The organism is Halovenus marina (assembly GCF_051414115.1).
GTDB classification, from domain to species: Archaea; Halobacteriota; Halobacteria; order Halobacteriales; family Haloarculaceae; genus Halovenus; species Halovenus marina.
Genome location: NZ_JBLKNZ010000001.1, coordinates 310,048 through 327,728, shown reverse-complemented (window position 1 = coordinate 327,728; position 17,681 = coordinate 310,048). Strand labels below are relative to the sequence as shown.

17 protein-coding genes are annotated in these 17,681 nt (G+C 62.5%); 9 read left to right on the top strand and 8 right to left on the bottom strand.

The annotated features are described in order from the left end of the window. Positions 1-79 precede the first annotated feature (79 nt). Positions 80-874, bottom strand: a complete 795-nt coding sequence (locus ACMGFL_RS01725; protein WP_436933807.1) for an ABC transporter ATP-binding protein — start codon at positions 872-874, stop codon at positions 80-82. A gap of 251 nt (positions 875-1,125) precedes the next feature. Here ACMGFL_RS01725 and ACMGFL_RS01720 point away from each other — a divergent pair, with 251 nt between their 5' ends. From ACMGFL_RS01720 to ACMGFL_RS01700, 5 genes are read left to right on the top strand one after another with little or no spacing between them, the layout of a single operon-like run. After that, the gene (locus ACMGFL_RS01720; RefSeq protein WP_436933806.1) at positions 1,126-1,575 is read left to right on the top strand and encodes a VOC family protein; all 450 of its coding nucleotides are present in this window, start codon (positions 1,126-1,128) and stop codon (positions 1,573-1,575) included. A gap of 44 nt (positions 1,576-1,619) precedes the next feature. Further along, positions 1,620-3,947: a xanthine dehydrogenase family protein molybdopterin-binding subunit gene (locus ACMGFL_RS01715; RefSeq protein WP_436933805.1), complete on the top strand. Its 2,328-nt coding sequence runs from the start codon at positions 1,620-1,622 to the stop codon at positions 3,945-3,947. After that, complete coding sequence (locus ACMGFL_RS01710) at positions 3,944-4,864, top strand: FAD binding domain-containing protein (RefSeq protein WP_436933804.1); 921 nt, start codon at positions 3,944-3,946, stop codon at positions 4,862-4,864. The genes ACMGFL_RS01715 and ACMGFL_RS01710 overlap by 4 nt, the downstream gene beginning before the upstream one ends. Then, a complete protein-coding gene (locus tag ACMGFL_RS01705) occupies positions 4,861-5,370 on the top strand; it encodes a (2Fe-2S)-binding protein (RefSeq protein WP_436933803.1) in 510 nt (169 codons plus the stop codon). The genes ACMGFL_RS01710 and ACMGFL_RS01705 overlap by 4 nt, the downstream gene beginning before the upstream one ends. 38 nt (positions 5,371-5,408) lie before the next feature. Continuing rightward, entirely contained in the window at positions 5,409-6,377 is a 969-nt protein-coding gene (locus ACMGFL_RS01700) for an LLM class flavin-dependent oxidoreductase (protein WP_436933802.1), read from the top strand. Between the two features lie 29 nt (positions 6,378-6,406). Here ACMGFL_RS01700 and ACMGFL_RS01695 read toward each other — a convergent pair whose 3' ends face one another. Continuing rightward, positions 6,407-7,759 carry an MmgE/PrpD family protein gene (locus tag ACMGFL_RS01695; RefSeq protein WP_436933801.1) on the bottom strand — a complete coding sequence of 451 codons (1,353 nt, stop codon included), beginning with the start codon at positions 7,757-7,759 and terminating at the stop codon, positions 6,407-6,409. A gap of 195 nt (positions 7,760-7,954) precedes the next feature. On the opposite strand from ACMGFL_RS01695, the gene ACMGFL_RS01690 reads away from it, so the two are divergent. Next, positions 7,955-8,863, top strand: a complete 909-nt coding sequence (locus ACMGFL_RS01690; protein WP_436933800.1) for a DMT family transporter — start codon at positions 7,955-7,957, stop codon at positions 8,861-8,863. A gap of 17 nt (positions 8,864-8,880) precedes the next feature. On the opposite strand, the gene ACMGFL_RS01685 is transcribed toward ACMGFL_RS01690, so the two are convergent. After that, positions 8,881-9,342: a pyridoxamine 5'-phosphate oxidase family protein gene (locus ACMGFL_RS01685; protein ID WP_436933799.1), complete on the bottom strand. Its 462-nt coding sequence runs from the start codon at positions 9,340-9,342 to the stop codon at positions 8,881-8,883. Positions 9,343-9,454: 112 nt separating this feature from the next. Between ACMGFL_RS01685 and ACMGFL_RS01680 the strand changes: the two genes are divergently transcribed. Then, the gene (locus ACMGFL_RS01680; protein ID WP_436933798.1) at positions 9,455-10,825 is read left to right on the top strand and encodes an MATE family efflux transporter; all 1,371 of its coding nucleotides are present in this window, start codon (positions 9,455-9,457) and stop codon (positions 10,823-10,825) included. A gap of 2 nt (positions 10,826-10,827) precedes the next feature. On the opposite strand, the gene ACMGFL_RS01675 is transcribed toward ACMGFL_RS01680, so the two are convergent. From ACMGFL_RS01675 to ACMGFL_RS01655, 5 genes are all read right to left on the bottom strand, one after another. Further along, positions 10,828-11,229 (bottom strand): VOC family protein, encoded by a 402-nt coding sequence (locus tag ACMGFL_RS01675; protein WP_436933797.1) that lies wholly within the window; start codon positions 11,227-11,229, stop codon positions 10,828-10,830. Positions 11,230-11,294: 65 nt separating this feature from the next. After that, positions 11,295-12,029 carry an ABC transporter ATP-binding protein gene (locus ACMGFL_RS01670; protein WP_436933796.1) on the bottom strand — a complete coding sequence of 245 codons (735 nt, stop codon included), beginning with the start codon at positions 12,027-12,029 and terminating at the stop codon, positions 11,295-11,297. Then, positions 12,022-12,834 (bottom strand): ABC transporter ATP-binding protein, encoded by an 813-nt coding sequence (locus ACMGFL_RS01665; protein ID WP_436933795.1) that lies wholly within the window; start codon positions 12,832-12,834, stop codon positions 12,022-12,024. The genes ACMGFL_RS01670 and ACMGFL_RS01665 overlap by 8 nt, the downstream gene beginning before the upstream one ends. Continuing rightward, entirely contained in the window at positions 12,834-14,810 is a 1,977-nt protein-coding gene (locus ACMGFL_RS01660; RefSeq protein WP_436933794.1) for an ABC transporter permease, read from the bottom strand. Before ACMGFL_RS01660 ends, ACMGFL_RS01665 begins: the two co-directional genes overlap by 1 nt. Before the next feature lie 88 nt (positions 14,811-14,898). After that, complete coding sequence (locus ACMGFL_RS01655; protein ID WP_436933793.1) at positions 14,899-16,329, bottom strand: ABC transporter substrate-binding protein; 1,431 nt, start codon at positions 16,327-16,329, stop codon at positions 14,899-14,901. Positions 16,330-16,563: 234 nt separating this feature from the next. On the opposite strand from ACMGFL_RS01655, the gene ACMGFL_RS01650 reads away from it, so the two are divergent. Both ACMGFL_RS01650 and ACMGFL_RS01645 read left to right on the top strand, forming a co-directional pair. Next, positions 16,564-16,998: a universal stress protein gene (locus tag ACMGFL_RS01650; RefSeq protein ID WP_436933792.1), complete on the top strand. Its 435-nt coding sequence runs from the start codon at positions 16,564-16,566 to the stop codon at positions 16,996-16,998. 89 nt (positions 16,999-17,087) lie between these two features. Beyond that, positions 17,088-17,669, top strand: a complete 582-nt coding sequence (locus tag ACMGFL_RS01645; RefSeq protein ID WP_436933791.1) for a UbiX family flavin prenyltransferase — start codon at positions 17,088-17,090, stop codon at positions 17,667-17,669. The last annotated feature ends 12 nt before the right edge of the window (positions 17,670-17,681 follow it).

Here is a 17,681-nt window from a genome sequence, read left to right as displayed (position 1 = left end):
GTGACTCCTCCGCACTCTCTGCGAGCGAGTAGTTCTTGAACGAATCACGCAAAACAGCCGTCGCAACCGCGGGAGCGCGTCACTCGACTTTCGCAGTCTGCTCGAAGCCCTGCTTGGCCTCGTCGCGGAGAATGTGCCAGAGATGGTCGTTGATCTCGTTGAACTCGTCGGTCGTGACGACGTTGTGGTCTCGCGGCCGCTCGATTTCGATGTCAACCATCTCTTTGATCTGTCCCGGTCGCGCGGACATCACCAGCACGCGGTCGGAGAGATAGGCCGCCTCGGTGAGTGAGTGTGTGATGAACAGCGTCGTCTGGTTCGTCTCACGACAGATCCGGAGCAGTTCCTCGCCGAGAATGATGCGGGTCTGTTCGTCGAGTGCGCCGAACGGCTCGTCCATCAGCATCAGATCGGGGTTGAGCGCCAGCGTGCGACCGATCGCGACGCGCTGGCGCATCCCGCCCGACAGTTCGGCCGGGTAGTTCGACTCGAACCCGCCGAGTCCGACCAGTTCGATGATCTCCTGAGCGCGCTCCCGTCGCTCCTCCTTGTCGACGCCCCGCATCTGAAGCCCGAACTCGACGTTCCGAAGGGTGTTTCGCCAGGGAAACGTCGACTCCTCCTGAAACACGACGCCGATTTCCTCTCGGGGCCCGGTGATCGGCTCACCGTTGAACCCAATTTCACCCTCGGTCGGTTCGACCAGTCCAGCGACCATCTTCATCAGCGTACTCTTCCCACAGCCAGTCGGGCCGATCACCGACAGGAACTCCCCTTCGTCGAGTTCGAAGTCGATGTCGCGGATGGCTTCGACGCTGTTGGCCGTGTTCGCATTGTACGTCTTGGATACGTTGTTGACCGAAAGTACTGTCATTTGTATATCATCTCGTGCTGAGTGATTGCTCCGTTCTACCGCACGGATGCGACCGCACCGCTGTGAGGAACCCTCACGTTCACAGGTAGTATATTGCATAACGGGTATTAAAACGTTCGGTGCGTCAACGTTCGTCACACGGCCTCCCGAAGCCGGTTTCCGATCGATTAAGCCACTCGAACCGATGTGTTCGGTATGGCACAGAACGGCACGCGCGACCGATGCGCACGGGTCACCACAGGTGGTCACCGATGAGTGCGGTTCGCGTCCTCGGAATCGACCGTGTCCTTATCGCGACGGCGGATCTGGACGAGAGTGCGAGTGCGTTCGCGGAGACGCTGGGCCTGACGTTCGGGTCGACGGTTGACCCAGCGGACGAACCGCTCGCGAACCGGGTCAGCCCGGTCGGCATCGAGTTCGTCACCGGGGACGACGGCTCCGCAGTCGCACAATTTCTCGACGAATCCGGCCCCGGTCTCTATGCGCTCTCGCTCGAAGTAGCCGACGCGGACGAGGCACGCGAGGCCCTCGCGGACAGGGGAATCGAGCCGATAGACGAGATGCAGTTCGCAGGGTTCCGCGAGTTGTTCTACCACCCGAAGGCATTCGAGGGCGTCTTGCTCGCGCTCACGGAGTACGACCACACACATCCAGCTGAATCCGCGGCTGACGCGGCGGGACTGACCGACGGGAAGCGGTGAGTGGACGGGCGAACATTATATAGCTTCAGCCTGTAGTGGGGGGCGTGAGTTCGAATAGCCCGCCCAGCGAGCAGTCTACGGGAAGCCAGGCCACAGGGACACAGGCTGGGCAGCGACGGACACGAAACATCGTCGGGACGGCGACGAAACGGGTCGACGCCGAACGGAAGGTCCGCGGTGAGGCAGAGTACGGCTCTGACATCTCGCGAGAGTCGATGCTGCACGCGGCGGTGCTGCGTTCCGACGTTCCGCACGGACAGATCCGAGGGGTGGATACGACCGACGCGCTCGCTCGCGATGGAGTCGAGGCCGCACTCGCACGCGAGGAGCTTCAGGGTATCTTCGACGAAAGGGTGCGCTACGTCGGTGACGTCATCGCCGCCGTCGCCGCCACCGACCGGGAGACTGCACTCGACGCACTCGACGACATCGCGTACGAAATCGACCAACTCGAACCGGCCCTCGACCCGACCGTCGCGGTCCGGTCGGGCGCGCCGACCGTTCAGGAGAACACTCCAGACTACGAGCAGCACCGCCAGCACCCGGTCGACGTCGACAACGAGGCGTACGTCCAGAACATCGACGATTACCACGCCGACGAACACGGCGACGTCGACGCCGCCATGGCCGAGGCGGACCACGTCGTCGAAGCCACCTACACGACGCCCCGACTCGCCCATTGCAATCTGGACACGCACTGCTGTGTCGTCGAGTGGACAGACGAGACCCTCCACATCGAGACGACGCTCGGGAACGTCACGGAAGCGAGAGAGGAACTCGGCGACTTTCTCGGTCTCGACCACGAGCGCGTCGAGATCACCGTTCCACCAGCACCGTCGTCGAGTTTTGGCGGTCGGTCGCTCCCGAAGATTACGTTCGAACCCGTCGCGGCCTCCCTCTCGCTCGAAACGGATCGCCCCGTTCGCCTCGAATTTACGCGCAAGGAGGAGTTTCTGGCCGGGGAGACCCGCCACAAGACGGAGTGGACGCTCACGATGGGCGTCAGCGCCGACGGCGAGATCCGGGCGCTCCGGACGAACGTCGTCGCCGACACCGGTGCCTATCCAAACGGCGTCGGTCACATCGTCCTCTCGAACGGCCGGGACCGCGTTCTGGACCTGTATCGGGTTCCGAACTACGAGTTCGAGGGCGTCTCGGTGTTCACTAACAACCTCCCGGCCGGTGAATACCGCGGTATCGGCGTCACGCAGGCGACGTTCGCCGTGGAATCGATCGTCGACGAGGCGGCCGAAGCAGTCGGGATCGACCCGGTCGAGTTCAGACGGCGGAACACGCTCGGAGCGGACGAACCGCGCTCGAATGGCGACGATCCGGTCGCGAGTTACGGCGCCGACGAGTGTCTCGCACGGGGGCAGGAGGCGTTCGAGCGACTGACGACTGCCGAGAGTTCCGCCGACCATCTCGTCGGCCGCGGCGTCGGCCTCGGAACCCACACCACTGGTTCCGGGTCGGACAGAATCGACGTCACCGAGGCGCGTCTCACGCTTCGCCCCGACGGCACGCTGCTGGTCAGCGCGGCCGGGGTCGAGATCGGTCAGGGCTCCGATACGGTGATGGCACAGATCGCCGCACAGGAGACCGGTATCGACACCGAGTCGATCCGCGTCGAACGGTATCCGGCGTCCGAACCGCTCGAAGACTCGCTGGGCGCGGTCGCGTCCCGGTCGACGTACATCATCGGAGCAGCGGTCAGAGACGCTGGCGAGCAACTCGAAGACGAACTGCTCGCGCGCGCTGCCGAGACGCTCGGCTGTACGGTCGCTGACGTGTGGGTCGAAGACGGGAGCGTTCACGCCCCGGACGGGACGCTTGCCTTCGAGACGCTGCTCGACGAGGAACTCGCCGTCGTCGGTCGCGCGACGACCCACGGCGCGCCCCCCTCCTACGGCGCACACTTCGCCGAAGTCGCCGTCGACCCGGACACCGGGCAGGTCGACGTGCTAACCTTCGTCGCCGCACAGGACGTCGGATTCGCCATCAATCCGCGGATGGTCGAGGGGCAACTCGAAGGCGCGACGCTGCACGGCATCGAGTTCGCGCTCTGTTCCGACCTTCGTGACCGCGGCGGCGTCCCGACCAACGCGACGCTCGCTGACTACTCCGTGGCCTCGCCCGCCGAGATGCCCGAAACGCACGAGTGCGTGATCGTCGAGACCAACGAGGAGACCGGCCCGTACGGTGCGAAAGGCGTCGGCACGCCGTCACAGCCACCCGTCGCCCCAGCCATCCTGAACGCAGTCCGGGACGCTGTCGACGCACGGCTTCCCGTCGCGCCAGCGACCGCCGAGCGCGTCCACGAGGCGATGAATGACGACACAGGAGCGACAGAATCGAGGGAGGCAGACCGATGAGCACTGACTCTTACAGCCGTCCAGAGAGTCTCGACACAGCAAAGCAGCTGCTCGCCCGCGATCCCGAGGCGACTGTCGTGGGCGGCGGCCAGACGCTCCTTCCGCTCGTCCGGGAGGGCGTCGTCGACCTCGACCACGCCGTCGACATCTCGGACGTGCCCGAACTGACCCGTCTCGACCTCGACGCAGAGCTAGTCACCATCGGGAGCGCGGTGACCTACCGTGACCTGCTGGATAGTGAAGTGGGCAGTTACTATCCGATCATCGGTGACACCGTCGAGGGAATTGCCGACCGGCAGGTGCGAGCGATGGGGACCGTCGGCGGTGCGCTCGCGTCGGGACAGACCGCACTCGATCTGATTCCGGTGCTGTACTGCCTCGACGCGACGGTCGTGATCGGTTCCGCAGACGGAACCCGCCGCGTCGACGTGGCGGAGTTGTATCAGAACGCGACCCTCGACGAGGAGATTCGCGGCGGGCGGACGAACTTCCTCGGGCTTGCGCCGGTCGAACTCGACACCGAGGAACTCATCGAACGGGTCGAGATTCCGGTGCCGTCGTCCGAGAACCGCCGCGGCGGCGACTACCGGAAACAGACGAACGTCGCCGGTGGCTGGACGGTCGCTGGTGTCGGAACAACCGTCTCGCTGTCCCCGTCAGGTGACCGGATCGACTCCGCCCGAGTCGGTCTCGCCGCGGTCGGTGAGACGGGCGCAACCGCGCCTGCAGTCGAACGGGCGCTCGACGGCGCGCCAGCGACCCAGCAGACTGTCGATGAGGCCGTCGCCCACCTCGACGGCGATATCGACCCGCAGACGACGCTCTCCTCCGCGTCGTACGTGCAGTCGGTTGCGAAAACACTCATATCCCGGAGTATCAGGGCCGCAATCGAGCGAGCAGGAGGTACCCTTTCATGACGACAACGATCAACTTCGAACTCAACGGCGAATCGGTGACGGTCGAAACGCGCCCGGATCGGTCACTGCGTGAACTGCTCCGCGAGGAACTCGACAGCTACGAGGTCAAGCGTGGCTGTCGGAGCGGTCGCTGTGGCGTCTGTACGGTGTTGCTCGACGGGTCCGCGGTGAAGTCCTGCCTCGTCATGGCTCCGAAGGTGGACGGCTCCAGCGTTCGCACCGTCACTGACCTCGGTGCCGAGGGGGAACTGCACCCCGTCCAGCAAGCCTTCGTCGACGAGTTCGCCGTCCAGTGTGGCTACTGCACGCCGGGGTTCGTCATGGCGACGGTGGACTTTCTCTCGGAGACGGAGACGTTCGACCGGGCGGAGGCCAAGAAGGCGATCAAGGGGAACGTCTGTCGCTGTACGGGCTACGAGAAGATTCTCGACGCCATCGAGGCCTGTCAGGACGTGGAGGCGAGTCCGACCTCGGCCGACGGCGAGACGTCGACACACTCTGACTGACACAATCTATAATTGCCTGGGAGCCGAGGGTACTATCGATGACGACAGCGCCGTCTTTCGGAATCATGTTGCCCCACTTCGGGCCGGACTGTGACAGAGAATTCATCGTCGAGACCGCAACGCTGGCGGAAGAACTCGGGTTCGACTCGGTGTGGGTTCGTGACCACCTCTACGTGCCACCGGAACACCAGGAACACGGCGGAATCGTCGAAAAGCGGCTGGTCGAGGCGATACAGACGCTCACCTACATCGCCGCGGTGACCGACGACCTGACGCTCGCGACGGGGAGTCTGAACCCCCACCGCCACCCGCTGAAACTCAGCCAGTGTCTCGGCACGCTCGACTACCTCTCGACGGGCGACGTGATCGCTGCCATCGGGGCCGGAACCTTCAAAGGCGAGTTCGACGCCGTCGACATCCCCTTCGATGACCGCGGGGATCTGGTCGAGGAGCAACTCGAAATTCTGGAGCGAACGCTCAACGGGACCGACGTCGACTACGAGGGCGAGCACTACGCCTTCGAGAACGTCACCCTCGACCCACGTCCCGAGGGTGACTTGCCGCTCTGGTACGGCGGCCTGTCGCCGTTTGCCGTTCGCCGTGCCGTCGAGTACGCCGACGGCTGGTTCCCCGGGCGGATGACCTACGAGAAACTCGACCAGCGACTCGCCCAACTCAGCGACCTCGAAGCCGAACACGACCGCTCGCTCGACCTGGGGTATCTGACGATCTACAGCGTCGCCGAGGACACCGAGACGGCGCTCTCACATCTGAATGCCGACGAACTCGTCGACGACGTGAACAACATTCTCAGAACCGACCACGAGACGCTCGAAGACATCAGGGGCAGTTACGTCGCCGGTGACCCCGAGCGGTGTATCGAGGACATTCAGGCGCTCGTCGACCGCGGCTTCGAGCACGTCGTCCTCGATATGCGCAACTCCTTCGACCACCTCCACTCGATGATGGAACTGACCGCCGACGAAGTGCTCCCGGCGTTTCAGTAGTCCGGACTCTGTACTCGTTTCTGGACGGGCTACCTGGATACGAGCGCGAGCACGTCGTCGACGTCGCTCTCGCCGCCCAGACCAACGATTGCGTCGTAGGCCTGTCGAATGGCTTCGGCGTCGAGCGCCCCCTCTGCGCAGTTTCGGAACTTCTCGAATCGGCGAGATTCCGAGAGCGGATCGTCCGGGCTTCCGGGGATCTGTCGGCGTTCGCGCTCGAAGCGCTCCCCCTCGGTCGTCGTGACGACTAGCTTCGCCCCGTAGTTCCCGAACCCGTCACCGAAGAGATTGGCCTCGAAGTCCCGCTCGACACGCTCCATCACCGCTCGCGTCCGCTCGTCGGTGATGTACTCGGTCGTGAACTCGTCGACGCCAGCGTCGCCCGCCCGCAGCACGGCGGCGAGGCCGAACTCGATAGACGCGCGGGCCTCGAACTCGTCTGTCGGTCGCTCGTAGGTCATCACGTCCGACGCCGCGTCGTCGAGCGCGACGACGATGGATTCGACGTTCTCGGCCTGCAGCTGTTGTTCCTGTCGTAGCTCCCGCAGTTCCTCCATCGCCGCGTGCATGATCCGCCCGCACGGGTAGGGCTTGATCCCCAGATCCCGGGCGGCCCACTCGGACCCCAGCCCGTCGGTGATCGGTTCCGGGTCGTAGCTGTCGTCGGGCGTCATCACCGCCCCATAGCCGCGCTCGCCCGAGAGTATCTGTTCGTCGGCGGTGATCCCCTCACGAACGAGCAGGGCCGCCTCGACGCCCATCCGGGCGGCGTGTGCCGGATGAACCGGCTTCATCATCGTCCCGGCGTTGCGAAGCAGGGCCGACGACCCCGAGGCGACGACGCCGAACGCGCGCTGGAGTTCAGCCGTGTCAAACCCGAAGACGGTTGCTGCGGCGGCCGCCGCCCCGAACGACCCGATGGTTCCGGTGCTGTGCCAGCCGTTAGTGTAGTGGCCCGGATAGGTCGCGTGCCCGACCCGGAACGTCGTCTCGATGCCTGCGACGTAGCCAGTCAGCAGCGTCTCGGCGTCTGCTTCAGTCGTCTCCGCCACGGCGAACGCGGCCGGGACGACCGACGCACTCGGATGAATGATGATCGACTCGAAGGTGTCGTCGTAGTCGTTCGCGTGAGCGAAGGCGCCGTTCGCGAACGCCCCACCGGTCGGACTCGCCGCCCCGCCGCCGAGCACCGTCACGGCGTCACCGGACATCGCCGTGTCCACGTACGACCGGATCTGCTCGCCGTAGGGTTGTGTCGTCGTGTGGAGTGCAACGCCGATCGTATCCGCAATCTGAACCCTCGCTCGGTCGAGCACGTCGTCCGGTATCGACGCGGCGTCGAGTTCCGCCGCGAACCTCGCCAGTTGCTCCGTTTCGTCCATACCGCCGGTACGTGGGTCGGTCAGATATACTCTCGTGTAACCTCGAGTGTCACGTTTCTGTGCCTCTAGCGAAACGATCGTCTGCAGAGACAGAACACTCAAGACACGTCCAGCCATACGGTTCTGACATCTATCAGACCGTCACGCTGGAGTACTGTCATGAGAAGAAACGCGATGTATCTGTGAGGACGCTGTATGCTTGAATCGACCCATCTGCTCGCCATCGGACTCGCTCTGGTCGCCTCCGTCTCCAACGGGTTTCAGAGTATCTTCATTCGGAAAGGGACCGACGGCGGCAAGCCGCTGGATGGGGTGATCGTGGTGATGCTCGTGAACACGCTCGTTCTGTTGCCCGCCGTCGTGCTCGTCTACTATCCCGACTACGGACTCACGCAAGCGTCGTGGGTGTCCTTTATTGGTGCGGGGCTGTTCGGCACCCTCCTCGGTCGCGCACTCATGTACACGAGCATCGACAAAATCGGCGCGAGCCGAACCATCCCGATCATCGCCTCGCAGACGCTGTTCGCGACGATATTCGGCGTTCTCCTGCTCGGGGAAACCCTCAACGAGATACACGCCGTCGCCATCGTCTGTATCGTCGGTGGCGTCTCGCTGATCGCATGGGAGACGAGTCACAGCAACCCCGACAACCTCTCTCGAAAGAACCTGCTGCTCGGACTCCTGATCCCGTTCGGTGCGGCCGTCGCCTACGGGAGCGAACCGATCTTCGCGTCGGTTGGCTTCGGCGAGGGGACGCCATCGCCCGTCGGCCTCGTGGTCAAGACGACGGCTGCGACGGTCAGTTTCACCCTCTACTTGCGACTGCAGGGTGCGCTTCCGAGCACGACGGTGTTGCAGTCGAAGAACACCCGGTGGTTCGTCTTCGCTGGTCTCGCGAACACGGTTTTTCTCGTCGGCTACTACGTCGCACTGGAGATGGCCCCGGTGAACGTGATCATCCCCGTCCTGACGACGAGCACGCTGTTCACCGTCGTGCTCTCTGCAGTGTTGCTCCCCGAACGCCTCGAACGGGTCACGTGGAAGGTCGCTGCCGCAGCGACGACGGTGGTGCTTGGCGTGCTGGCGATAACGATCTACGGGTAGGGCGACCGATCGGAGTGTTACGCCAGATGCTCCTCGCCGTGTCGCCCGGTCGCGCTGTCGATCCGGAGTTCGAGGCGTCGGATCCCCGTCATCGTCTCGTCTCTCGCACTCGCATAGAGGCTGGGATGCCACGCGTTGTCGTCCATCACCTCGTCCATGTGCTCGACCTCGTCCTCGTCGAGTTCGTGAAGCGACCCGGTGACGATGACGCTCTTCCAGTCGAAGCGGGAGTTCGCCTCGTAGGCCGCGAGCGACGCCGTCTCTGTCTGCTCGCTGAATTCGATCTTTTTGCTCCGGTCACCGAACTGGATCAGGTACAGGAAGATCCGCTCGCCGTCGTAGCCAAAGGAGATGGGGACGCCGTAGGCCTCCCCGTCTCGCGCGAGCGAGAGTGTCCCGTGTGTCAGTTCTCTGAGCGCGTCGTCCAGTTCGTCCTCGGTCATCTGATTGCCGCGGACTGGTCTGTCGTCGGGTGCCATAGGAAGAACCTTCACAGTTTGTCATCTTAAAACCCGGCGAGAAATCCCACAGTCTGCAACTGGGTGAGTAAGTATCGACACGCTCTTTCGTTCACTCGTTGTACTTTCAGGTATGGGTCTGCGAAGTCGCGTCGTCGCGGTCTGGCGGGAGACGATTTCGCTCGCCTGGCCCGTTGCAGTCCAGCAAACGCTCTCGACGCTGATGCGGACAGTCGACCTCCTGATCACGGGGCTGTTCTCACCGGCCGCGGTCGCTGCCGTCGGGATCGCCGACCTGTACGCACAGATCCCGATGCGCTTTGGCTCCGGACTCGGTGCGGGCGCGATTGCGCTCTCCAGTCAGGACACGGGACGGGGCGCGGAACTGACTCGTGACCGGGCGACCACACAGGCGATGGCGATCGGATTCGCACTCGGGATTCCGCTTATCATCCTCGGGTACCTCTTGAGCGATTTTGCGATGTCGATTCTCGGCTCTGGCCCCGATGTCATCCGGATCGGCGGCCTGTACCTGCTGATCATCTTCGCCGCCTCTCCGATGCGAATCGTCGCACTGGCCGGGTCGCGGGCGCTACAGGGCACCGGTGATACGGTCACCCCGATGTACATCAACGCTGGCGCGAACGTGTTGAACATCCTGCTGTCGATCGTGCTCGGACTCGGCGTCTGGCTGGTTCCACAGTACGGGGTCGCTGGCGTCGCGCTCGCGACGGCGGTCAGCCGAACGGCAGAGGCAATCGCCGTCGCGCTCGCAATCGCGAGCGACCGGACAGAACTGGGCTACGAGTGGTCGGCCGACCCGACGATCACCAAACAACTCGTCGCCGTCTCCGCTCCGAACATCGCTGAAGGGATGTCCACTTCTATCGTGAGCTATCCGTTCAACGCGCTGTTGCTCGTCTTCGGCACCGAGGTGAACGCTGGCTATCACATCGGGCGTCGGCTCTACCACCAGACGACGGGGCCGCTGTACCGGTCCTACGGCACCGCCGCGAGCATCGTGGTCGGACAGCGACTCGGCGAGGGTGACCCCGAGCAGGCACGCTTTTCCGGGCTGTCGATCATGGCGCTTGGCCTGCTGACGCTCGGAACCGGCGGTCTCGTTCTGATCGCGACGGCGGGTCACCTCGCCACCCTGTTCACCAACGACCCCGTGACCGTCGGGTACGCGACGAACTTCACGCGGGCCTTCGGCGTCCTGCTGTTTTTCGTCGGCATCTTCTTCCCGATCTCCGGCGCGTTGCGCGGCGCTGGCGACACCCGAACGCCCCTCTACGCCCGAGTCACCGGCTCCTTCGGCTTCATGCTCGGCTTCTCGTATCTCACCGCAGTCGTCCTCGATTTCGGGCTGATCGGCATCTACGCCGGGATGGTTCTCACCTACGTCTGGTGGTCGCTGGTCGTCCTCGCGGGCTTCCTGTGGGGTGACTGGGCGGGAAAAGCCGAGGAGATGATCGCTGAACGAGCGGCCACCTCGGACTAGCGTTATTCGGCCGGTTCGCTCGTCTTGATCTCGATCAGGAAGCCGAAGGGGTCACGGACGTAGACGGCCGGTGCGCGCCCGGTCGCGCCCAGCGGGTTCCCGTCCCGTTCGATCTCGATACCGGCGTCGTCGAGTCGCTCGCGAACCGCCTCGATCGGTTCGTCGACGACGATTGCGAAGTGGTCGAACCCTTCGCCGTCCGGCGGCGAGAAGGTATCGACCGGCCGGACGTGGATGATCGCGTCCTCGTTCAGTCGAAACGAGAAGATCGTCCGCTCGCCGTCGCGGAATCGGTCGAGGTTCTCGGGTTCGAAGCCGAGCGCGTCACGGTAGAATGCGACTGCGTCTTCGACGCCATCCGTCGGGATTCTGATGTTGACGTGGTCGATTGCGGAAACGTCCATAGGCGTTACTTGAACGTTCTGCCACAAAAAGCGGCCGATCCCCAAAGCGGGGTGTGCGCTCTCGGTCAGGAGGTGACCCCGAAGTACTCGTCGAGGATGTCCTGACTCTCGGACAACTCCTCAGAGGTGCCCTCGTAGACGATTTCGCCCTCGTTGAGCACGTAGTGATGGTCGGCGACGTTCATCGCTACCTGGACGTTCTGTTCGACGAGCAGAATGGTGAGTCCTTCGTCGTTGAGTCGTTCGATGGTCTCCTCGACGGAGCGAACGATGAAGGGAGCAAGCCCCTCCGTGGGTTCGTCGAGCATCAGCAGGTCGGCACCGCTGACCAGCGCCCGCGCGATTGCGAGCATCTGCTGTTCGCCGCCGCTCAGTTCGCTGCCGAGACTCCCCCTGTTCTCGCGGAGGTTCTCGAACATGTCGATTGCGTCGTCGATGTCGCGGGCGTCAGCACTGTCGACGGGCGTCTGTGCGACTTCGAGATTCTCGCGGATCGTGAGTCCGGGGAAGACACGTCGTTCTTCCGGGACGTACGCGATCCCTTCCCGGATCGTCTTGTCGTTGCTTTGCTTCGAGATGTCGACCCCGTTGAAGTGGATCTCGCCGGTCATCTCGGGCACGTTTCCGAGAATGCTCTCCAGTGTCGTCGTCTTTCCAGCACCGTTGCGCCCGATCAGCGTGACGACTTCGCCCCGTCCGACGTCGAAGTCGATCCCGCGCAACACGTTTCCGAGCCCGTAGCCCGCGACCAGGTCGCGAACGGACAGGAGCGGGTCGTCGTCGAATCGGTCGTCACTCATCGGTGTGCCCTCCGAGATATGCGTTCTGTACCTGTTTGTTGTTCGATATCTCATCAGGAGTCCCCTCAGCGAGGATCGACCCCTGGTGGAGTACCGTGATCCGGTCTGAGAGTTGCATCACGAGTTCGACGTCGTGTTCGATCAGGATGACGGTCGCGTCCGCAAGCACGTCTTCGATCAGGTCGATCGTCTCGTGTTTCATGTCGACGCTCATCCCTGCGGTCGGTTCGTCGAGCAACACGAGTTTCGGGTCGGTCGCAAGCACAATTCCGATTTCGAGTTTCCGACGGTCGCCGTACGAGAGGTTCTGTGCGACCTGGTCCGCCTGGTCGTCGAGTCCGATCTGTTCGAGCACCGTGTTCGTCTGGTCGTTTATTTCCTGTTGTCGACTCGACCCTCTGAAGTAGGAGTCGAACAGCGAAAGCGAAGGGTAGTTTATCGCCTGCACCGCGAGGCGGACGTTCTCGTACACGGAGAGGCCGCTCAGAACGCTCGTGATCTGAAACGACCGTGCGATCCCTTTGTGGACGAGTTCGTCCGAGGGAAGGGTCGTGATGTCCTCGCCGTCGAAATGGATCGACCCGCTGGTCGGTTTGCGCCGCCCCGTGATCAGGTCCAGCAGCGTCGTCTTGCCCGCACCGTTCGGACCGATGATGCTGTGGAAGTGGCCGTCGGTGACAGAGAGGTTGGCGTGGTCGACGGCGACGAGTTCACCGTACCGCTTGGTGAGGTCGTCCGTTTCGAGGATGGCTGATCGCGTCTCTCGCGTCGTCGGTCCGTCGTCTGTCTGTTCTGTCGTTGCCATCAGTCGTCACCTCCTGGTGAGGGTTCAGTTACTGTTTCACCGCCACCGAGCCGTCGGTTCCAGACCATCTTGACGCGTGCCGGGATCGAGACCAGTCCGCGTGGGAGAAACAGCACGAACAGGACGAACATGACGCCGAGCACGAGTCGCCACGAGGAGATATATCCAGACATGAAGTCGGAGAACCCGACGAACACGCCCGCGCCGAGCATGGGACCGTACAGCGTTCCGGTCCCGCCGAGCACGACCATCAGGATGAGTTCACCGGAGACGAGCCAGTGGAACAGCGAGGGGTCCGCGTACCCCTGCACAGCGGCGAACAGGCCACCAGCGAGTCCGGCGAGCGCGCCGCTGATCGTGAACGCTCGAAGCTTGTAGCCGCGGACGTCATAGCCCATGAACTCGGTTCGCTGTTGGTTTTCCTTGACCGACCGGAGGATGCTCCCGAAGGGCGCGTTCATCAGCGTCCGTGCGACCAGATACGAGAGTACGACGAAGATCAACACGAAGTAGAAGTACAGTTCGCCGCCGGACAACACGATGGGTTCCATGCCGACTTCGATCTCCCGGAAGTCAACACTCATTCCGGGGATCCCGAACTTCCGCTCGACGCCAAAGAGTCCGTTGCTGCCGCCGGTGAAGTCGAACTTCGAGACACCCTCGTAGAACAGCTCTGCGAACCCGAGTGTTATCAGGATGAAGTAGGGACCGGTGACCCTGATCGAGAGGTGTCCAACGACGATTGCCACGACCGTACAGATGAGAATCGCCGCTACGAGCGCAACGAGTATCGACGGCGTCAGGTGCATGAACACGAGCATGGCGGTGTACGCACCCAGCCCGTAGAACATCGCGTGGCCGAGCGATATCAGTCCCGTATAGCCCATCACGAGGTCGAGACTCAGCGCCAGCAGCGCCCAGATCATCAGCTCCTGGGTCAGCGAGACGTAGTACGCCGAGTAGAACGTGCCCGCGCCGAACGGAACGAGTGCGAGCAATCCAACCGCACCAACCCCGAGATACTTCCGCGTCTGCGTGTTGAACACGCCGCCCCGGACGCCAGCGAGGAAGTTAGTGTCCGAACTCGGAACCTCCCAGTGAGGGTTGCCGAACAGTCCCCGTGGTTTGATCAGGAGCACGGCGATCATCACGAGGAAAATTTCGACACCGGAGAAAAACGGAACGTACGTCGACATCAGACTCTGCAGCACGCCGACGAGCAACGCGCCGAACACGGCCCCTTTGAAGCTCCCGAGACCGCCGATGACCACGACGACGAACGCGGGGATGATAATCGAATTTCCGAGACTCAGCGAGACAGTCTGGTACGCTCCCATGGCGACGCCGCCGATACCGGCAAGCGCCATCCCGAACCCGAACAGGAGCGTATAGTATCGGTTGATGTTGATTCCGAGGTCACCAACCATCTTCCGGTCTTGTGACCCCGCACGGATGATGAGTCCGAACTTCGTGTAGTTGAGCATGCCCCACGTCAGGAGCACCAGCACCGTCCCGAGCGCTAGCACGAAGTAGTTGTATGCGGCATAGCTGAACCCGAAGATCTCGATCGTTCCCTCGAGCAGACCGGGTGTCGAAATCACTTCACTTCTGGACTTGCCCCAGATGAGCCCCAGGCCGTCGTAGATGATGAGCAAGAACCCGAAGGTGACAAGCGCCTGGTCGAGATGGCCGCGGCCGTACAGTGGCCGCAAGGTCACCCGTTCGATCGCCATTCCGATCACGCCGACGACGATCGGTGCCGCCAGTAACGCGACCCAGAACCCGACCCCTGCTCCGAGCGAGCCGACGATCGAAATGGCGAGATACCCACCGAGTGCGAACAACTCCCCGTGGCTGAGATTCAGGATGTCCATGACCCCGAAGATGAGGGCCAGCCCCGCTGCCGCCAGGACGTAGATCATCCCGATGACGAGACCGTTAAGCAGTATTTCAAACAGTAATGCTGGTGATACCATCGTGTTATGTTCCTGTGTTCATCGTTTGGATACGTTGTGGGCAGTTCATCAATCAATCTGAAAGCGCAGCGTGGTCAGTGGTGCCCGTTCACATCTCGCAGTTGCCGGTACAGTCCGGCGTCGTCGTTTCCTTTGGGATTTTCTCGATGATGTTGAGTTCGGTCATCTCTGCGTCCTCGCTCGGCAGGGCGACCTCGGCTGGCCACACCGGGTTCGGGGTCTGGTGGTCACACTCACGGAACGCGGTCGTGCCGAGAACGGTCTCGACTTCGAGCCCTTCGAGTGTCGACGCGACCTCGCTCGTGTCGGTCGACCCTGCCGCCTGAATCCCCCTCGCGATCAGCCGCACTGCCTCGAATCCGACACGGGCGAAGTGTCCCGGTGGGTTGCCGTGCATCTCGTTGTACATGCTGACGAACTCCTGATTGTCGCCTTCCTCGAGCGACGCGTCGTACAGCGCGGCGCTGTAGGTGCCGTCGAGGGCCGGGCCGAGTGCTCCGCGAACGAATCGGGCGAAGTTTGCGGTGCCGATGATGTCGACTTCGTCTTTCAGTCCCGCGTCGGCCGCCTGCCCCATGAAGTTGACCAGGTCGCCGCCAGTGAGCGGGACGGCGAGCACCTCCGCGTCAGAGTTTGAGATCTGGCTGATGTACGATCCGAAGTTGCTCGTTCCCTGTGAGGGAACCGTTCGGCCGACGATCTCAGCATCAGATCCTTCCAGGGCGCGCTCGATCTCCTCCATCGCAGAGTTCCCGTACGCGTAGTCTGCGGTGTGGATCCAGACGTTACTGTAGCCCTCGTTGAGGATCCACTGAGCGACGCCAGACGCCTGCTGTGCTGCGTTCGTCTCGTTTCGGAACGTGTACTGGTTACAGCTACCCTCGGTGAGTTGCATCCCTGCTCCACCAGTCGTGTACACGATCTCGTTGCTCCCACAGTACTCCGAGACTGCGAGTGCGACCGAGGAGTTGGCACACCCGGCGATGAAGTCCGCGCCGTCTTGCTGGACAACACGCTCTGCACGCCGCCGACCGACTGCTGCCCCCGTTTCCGTGTCCTCGTACACCGCGTCGAACTCGAAGTCGAACTCGTCGGAGTTGTTGACGTATTCGACCCCAGCCTGTGCCCCCTGTCGCTGCGGGCCGCCCAGTGGCGCGAAGGGGCCGCTGATCGGGTTGAGAACCCCGATCGTTACCGTTTCACCCTCAAGCGGGTTGCCGTTTCCGTCACCACTTCCGTCACCACTCCCGTCTCCGCTTCCGTCTCCGCTTCCATCCCCGCTCCCATCGCCGCTTCCGTCGTCACCACTTCCGTCGTCACCACTTCCGTCGTCACCACTTCCGTCGTCACCACTTCCGTCGTCACCACTTCCGTCGTCACCGCCATCGTCGTCCGAATCCGAGATACATCCGGCGATACCGAGCGTCCCGGCGACCCCGGCACTCTGGAGTAAACGCCGTCTGCTCAGCGGTCCCTTCGATGAGTTCTGGTCATCCGACTGCGTGTCATTCGAGCGCATACGGTTTTGGTGAATGTCCATGAATATAAATGATAGGGTTATCCGGTGAATACTACTCCAGTCGCCCGGTTTCTGCGTAGAAATTGACGTTCCTGTCTGTTTGTGTCCGATGCAGTACATATCTACCACACTAATGAACTGTGATGGCGAGCGCTGCGCTGCCGTCCCCAGCTGATATGATAGGAAGAAGACGGTTGGGGATACTAATAAAAGGCGTCGGAAACATGACTCCATATGACGATCATCGCAGCAGTCGACCGATCAGACCGAGCAGCCACCGTCGTCAGCGAAGCCGAACGGCTCGCCGAGGCGTTCGACGAACCAGTACACGTCGTGCACGTGCTGACCCGGTCTGAGTTTCTCGACCTGGGCCGAACGTCAGTCGAATCGGGCGATTCGATCGACATGGACGAGGTCCGGTCAGTCGCGAAAAGTATCGCATCGGAGACAGCGGAAGACCTTGATGTCCCCCACGAAAGCGCTGGCCTCATGGGCGCTCCGGCGGACCGTATCACCACGTACGCCGAAGAGAACGACGCTCGGTACATCGTCGTTTCGGGTCGCAAACGGTCGCCAACGGGCAAGGCACTGTTTGGAAGCGTGACCCAGTCGATCCTGCTGAACGCCCGGTGCCCAGTGGTATCAGCTATTCGACAGTCAACAGAGTGACCGCCGCGGACGGTATTGTCCATTTGGGTTCCACCCTGTCGGCCAGTGAGCACAAGAACTAACCTGAATCGCCCCTTTGACTCGATATCGTGTCACAAAGAATCATCGTGGCCCTCACCGGAGCAACCGGTCAGATATACGGTATCCGTCTTCTCGAACTGCTCGCTGAACTCGAGTACGAGTCACATCTGATTCTCTCGCGTGCGGCCAAGCTAAACATCAAACAGGAATCCGAGTACAGCGTCGAAGCGGTGCAGGCCCTGGCCGACGCCGAGTACGGGTACAAGGACGTCGCTGCACCGCCGTCGAGCGGTTCGTTCGAGACTGCCGGGATGGTGATCGCCCCGTGTTCGATGAAGACGCTCTCGAATGTCGCACACGGGAGTTCGGGAAACCTCATCACGCGCGCAGCGGATGTCACGCTGAAAGAGCGACGGACGCTCGTGCTCATGCCCAGAGAGAAGCCACTCAACAAGATCCACCTGAAGAACATGCTCGAAGTCACCGACGTTGGCGGAATTATCAATCCCCCATTTCCCTCCTTTTACAACAACCCCGACTCGATCGACGACATCATCGACCGAACCGCCGCACGGACGCTCTCGCTGTTCGACATCGACGTCGACTTCGAGGAGTGGTCGGGGATGAGCGCCGAAGAAGCACCCGAGTAACACCGTCTGCGA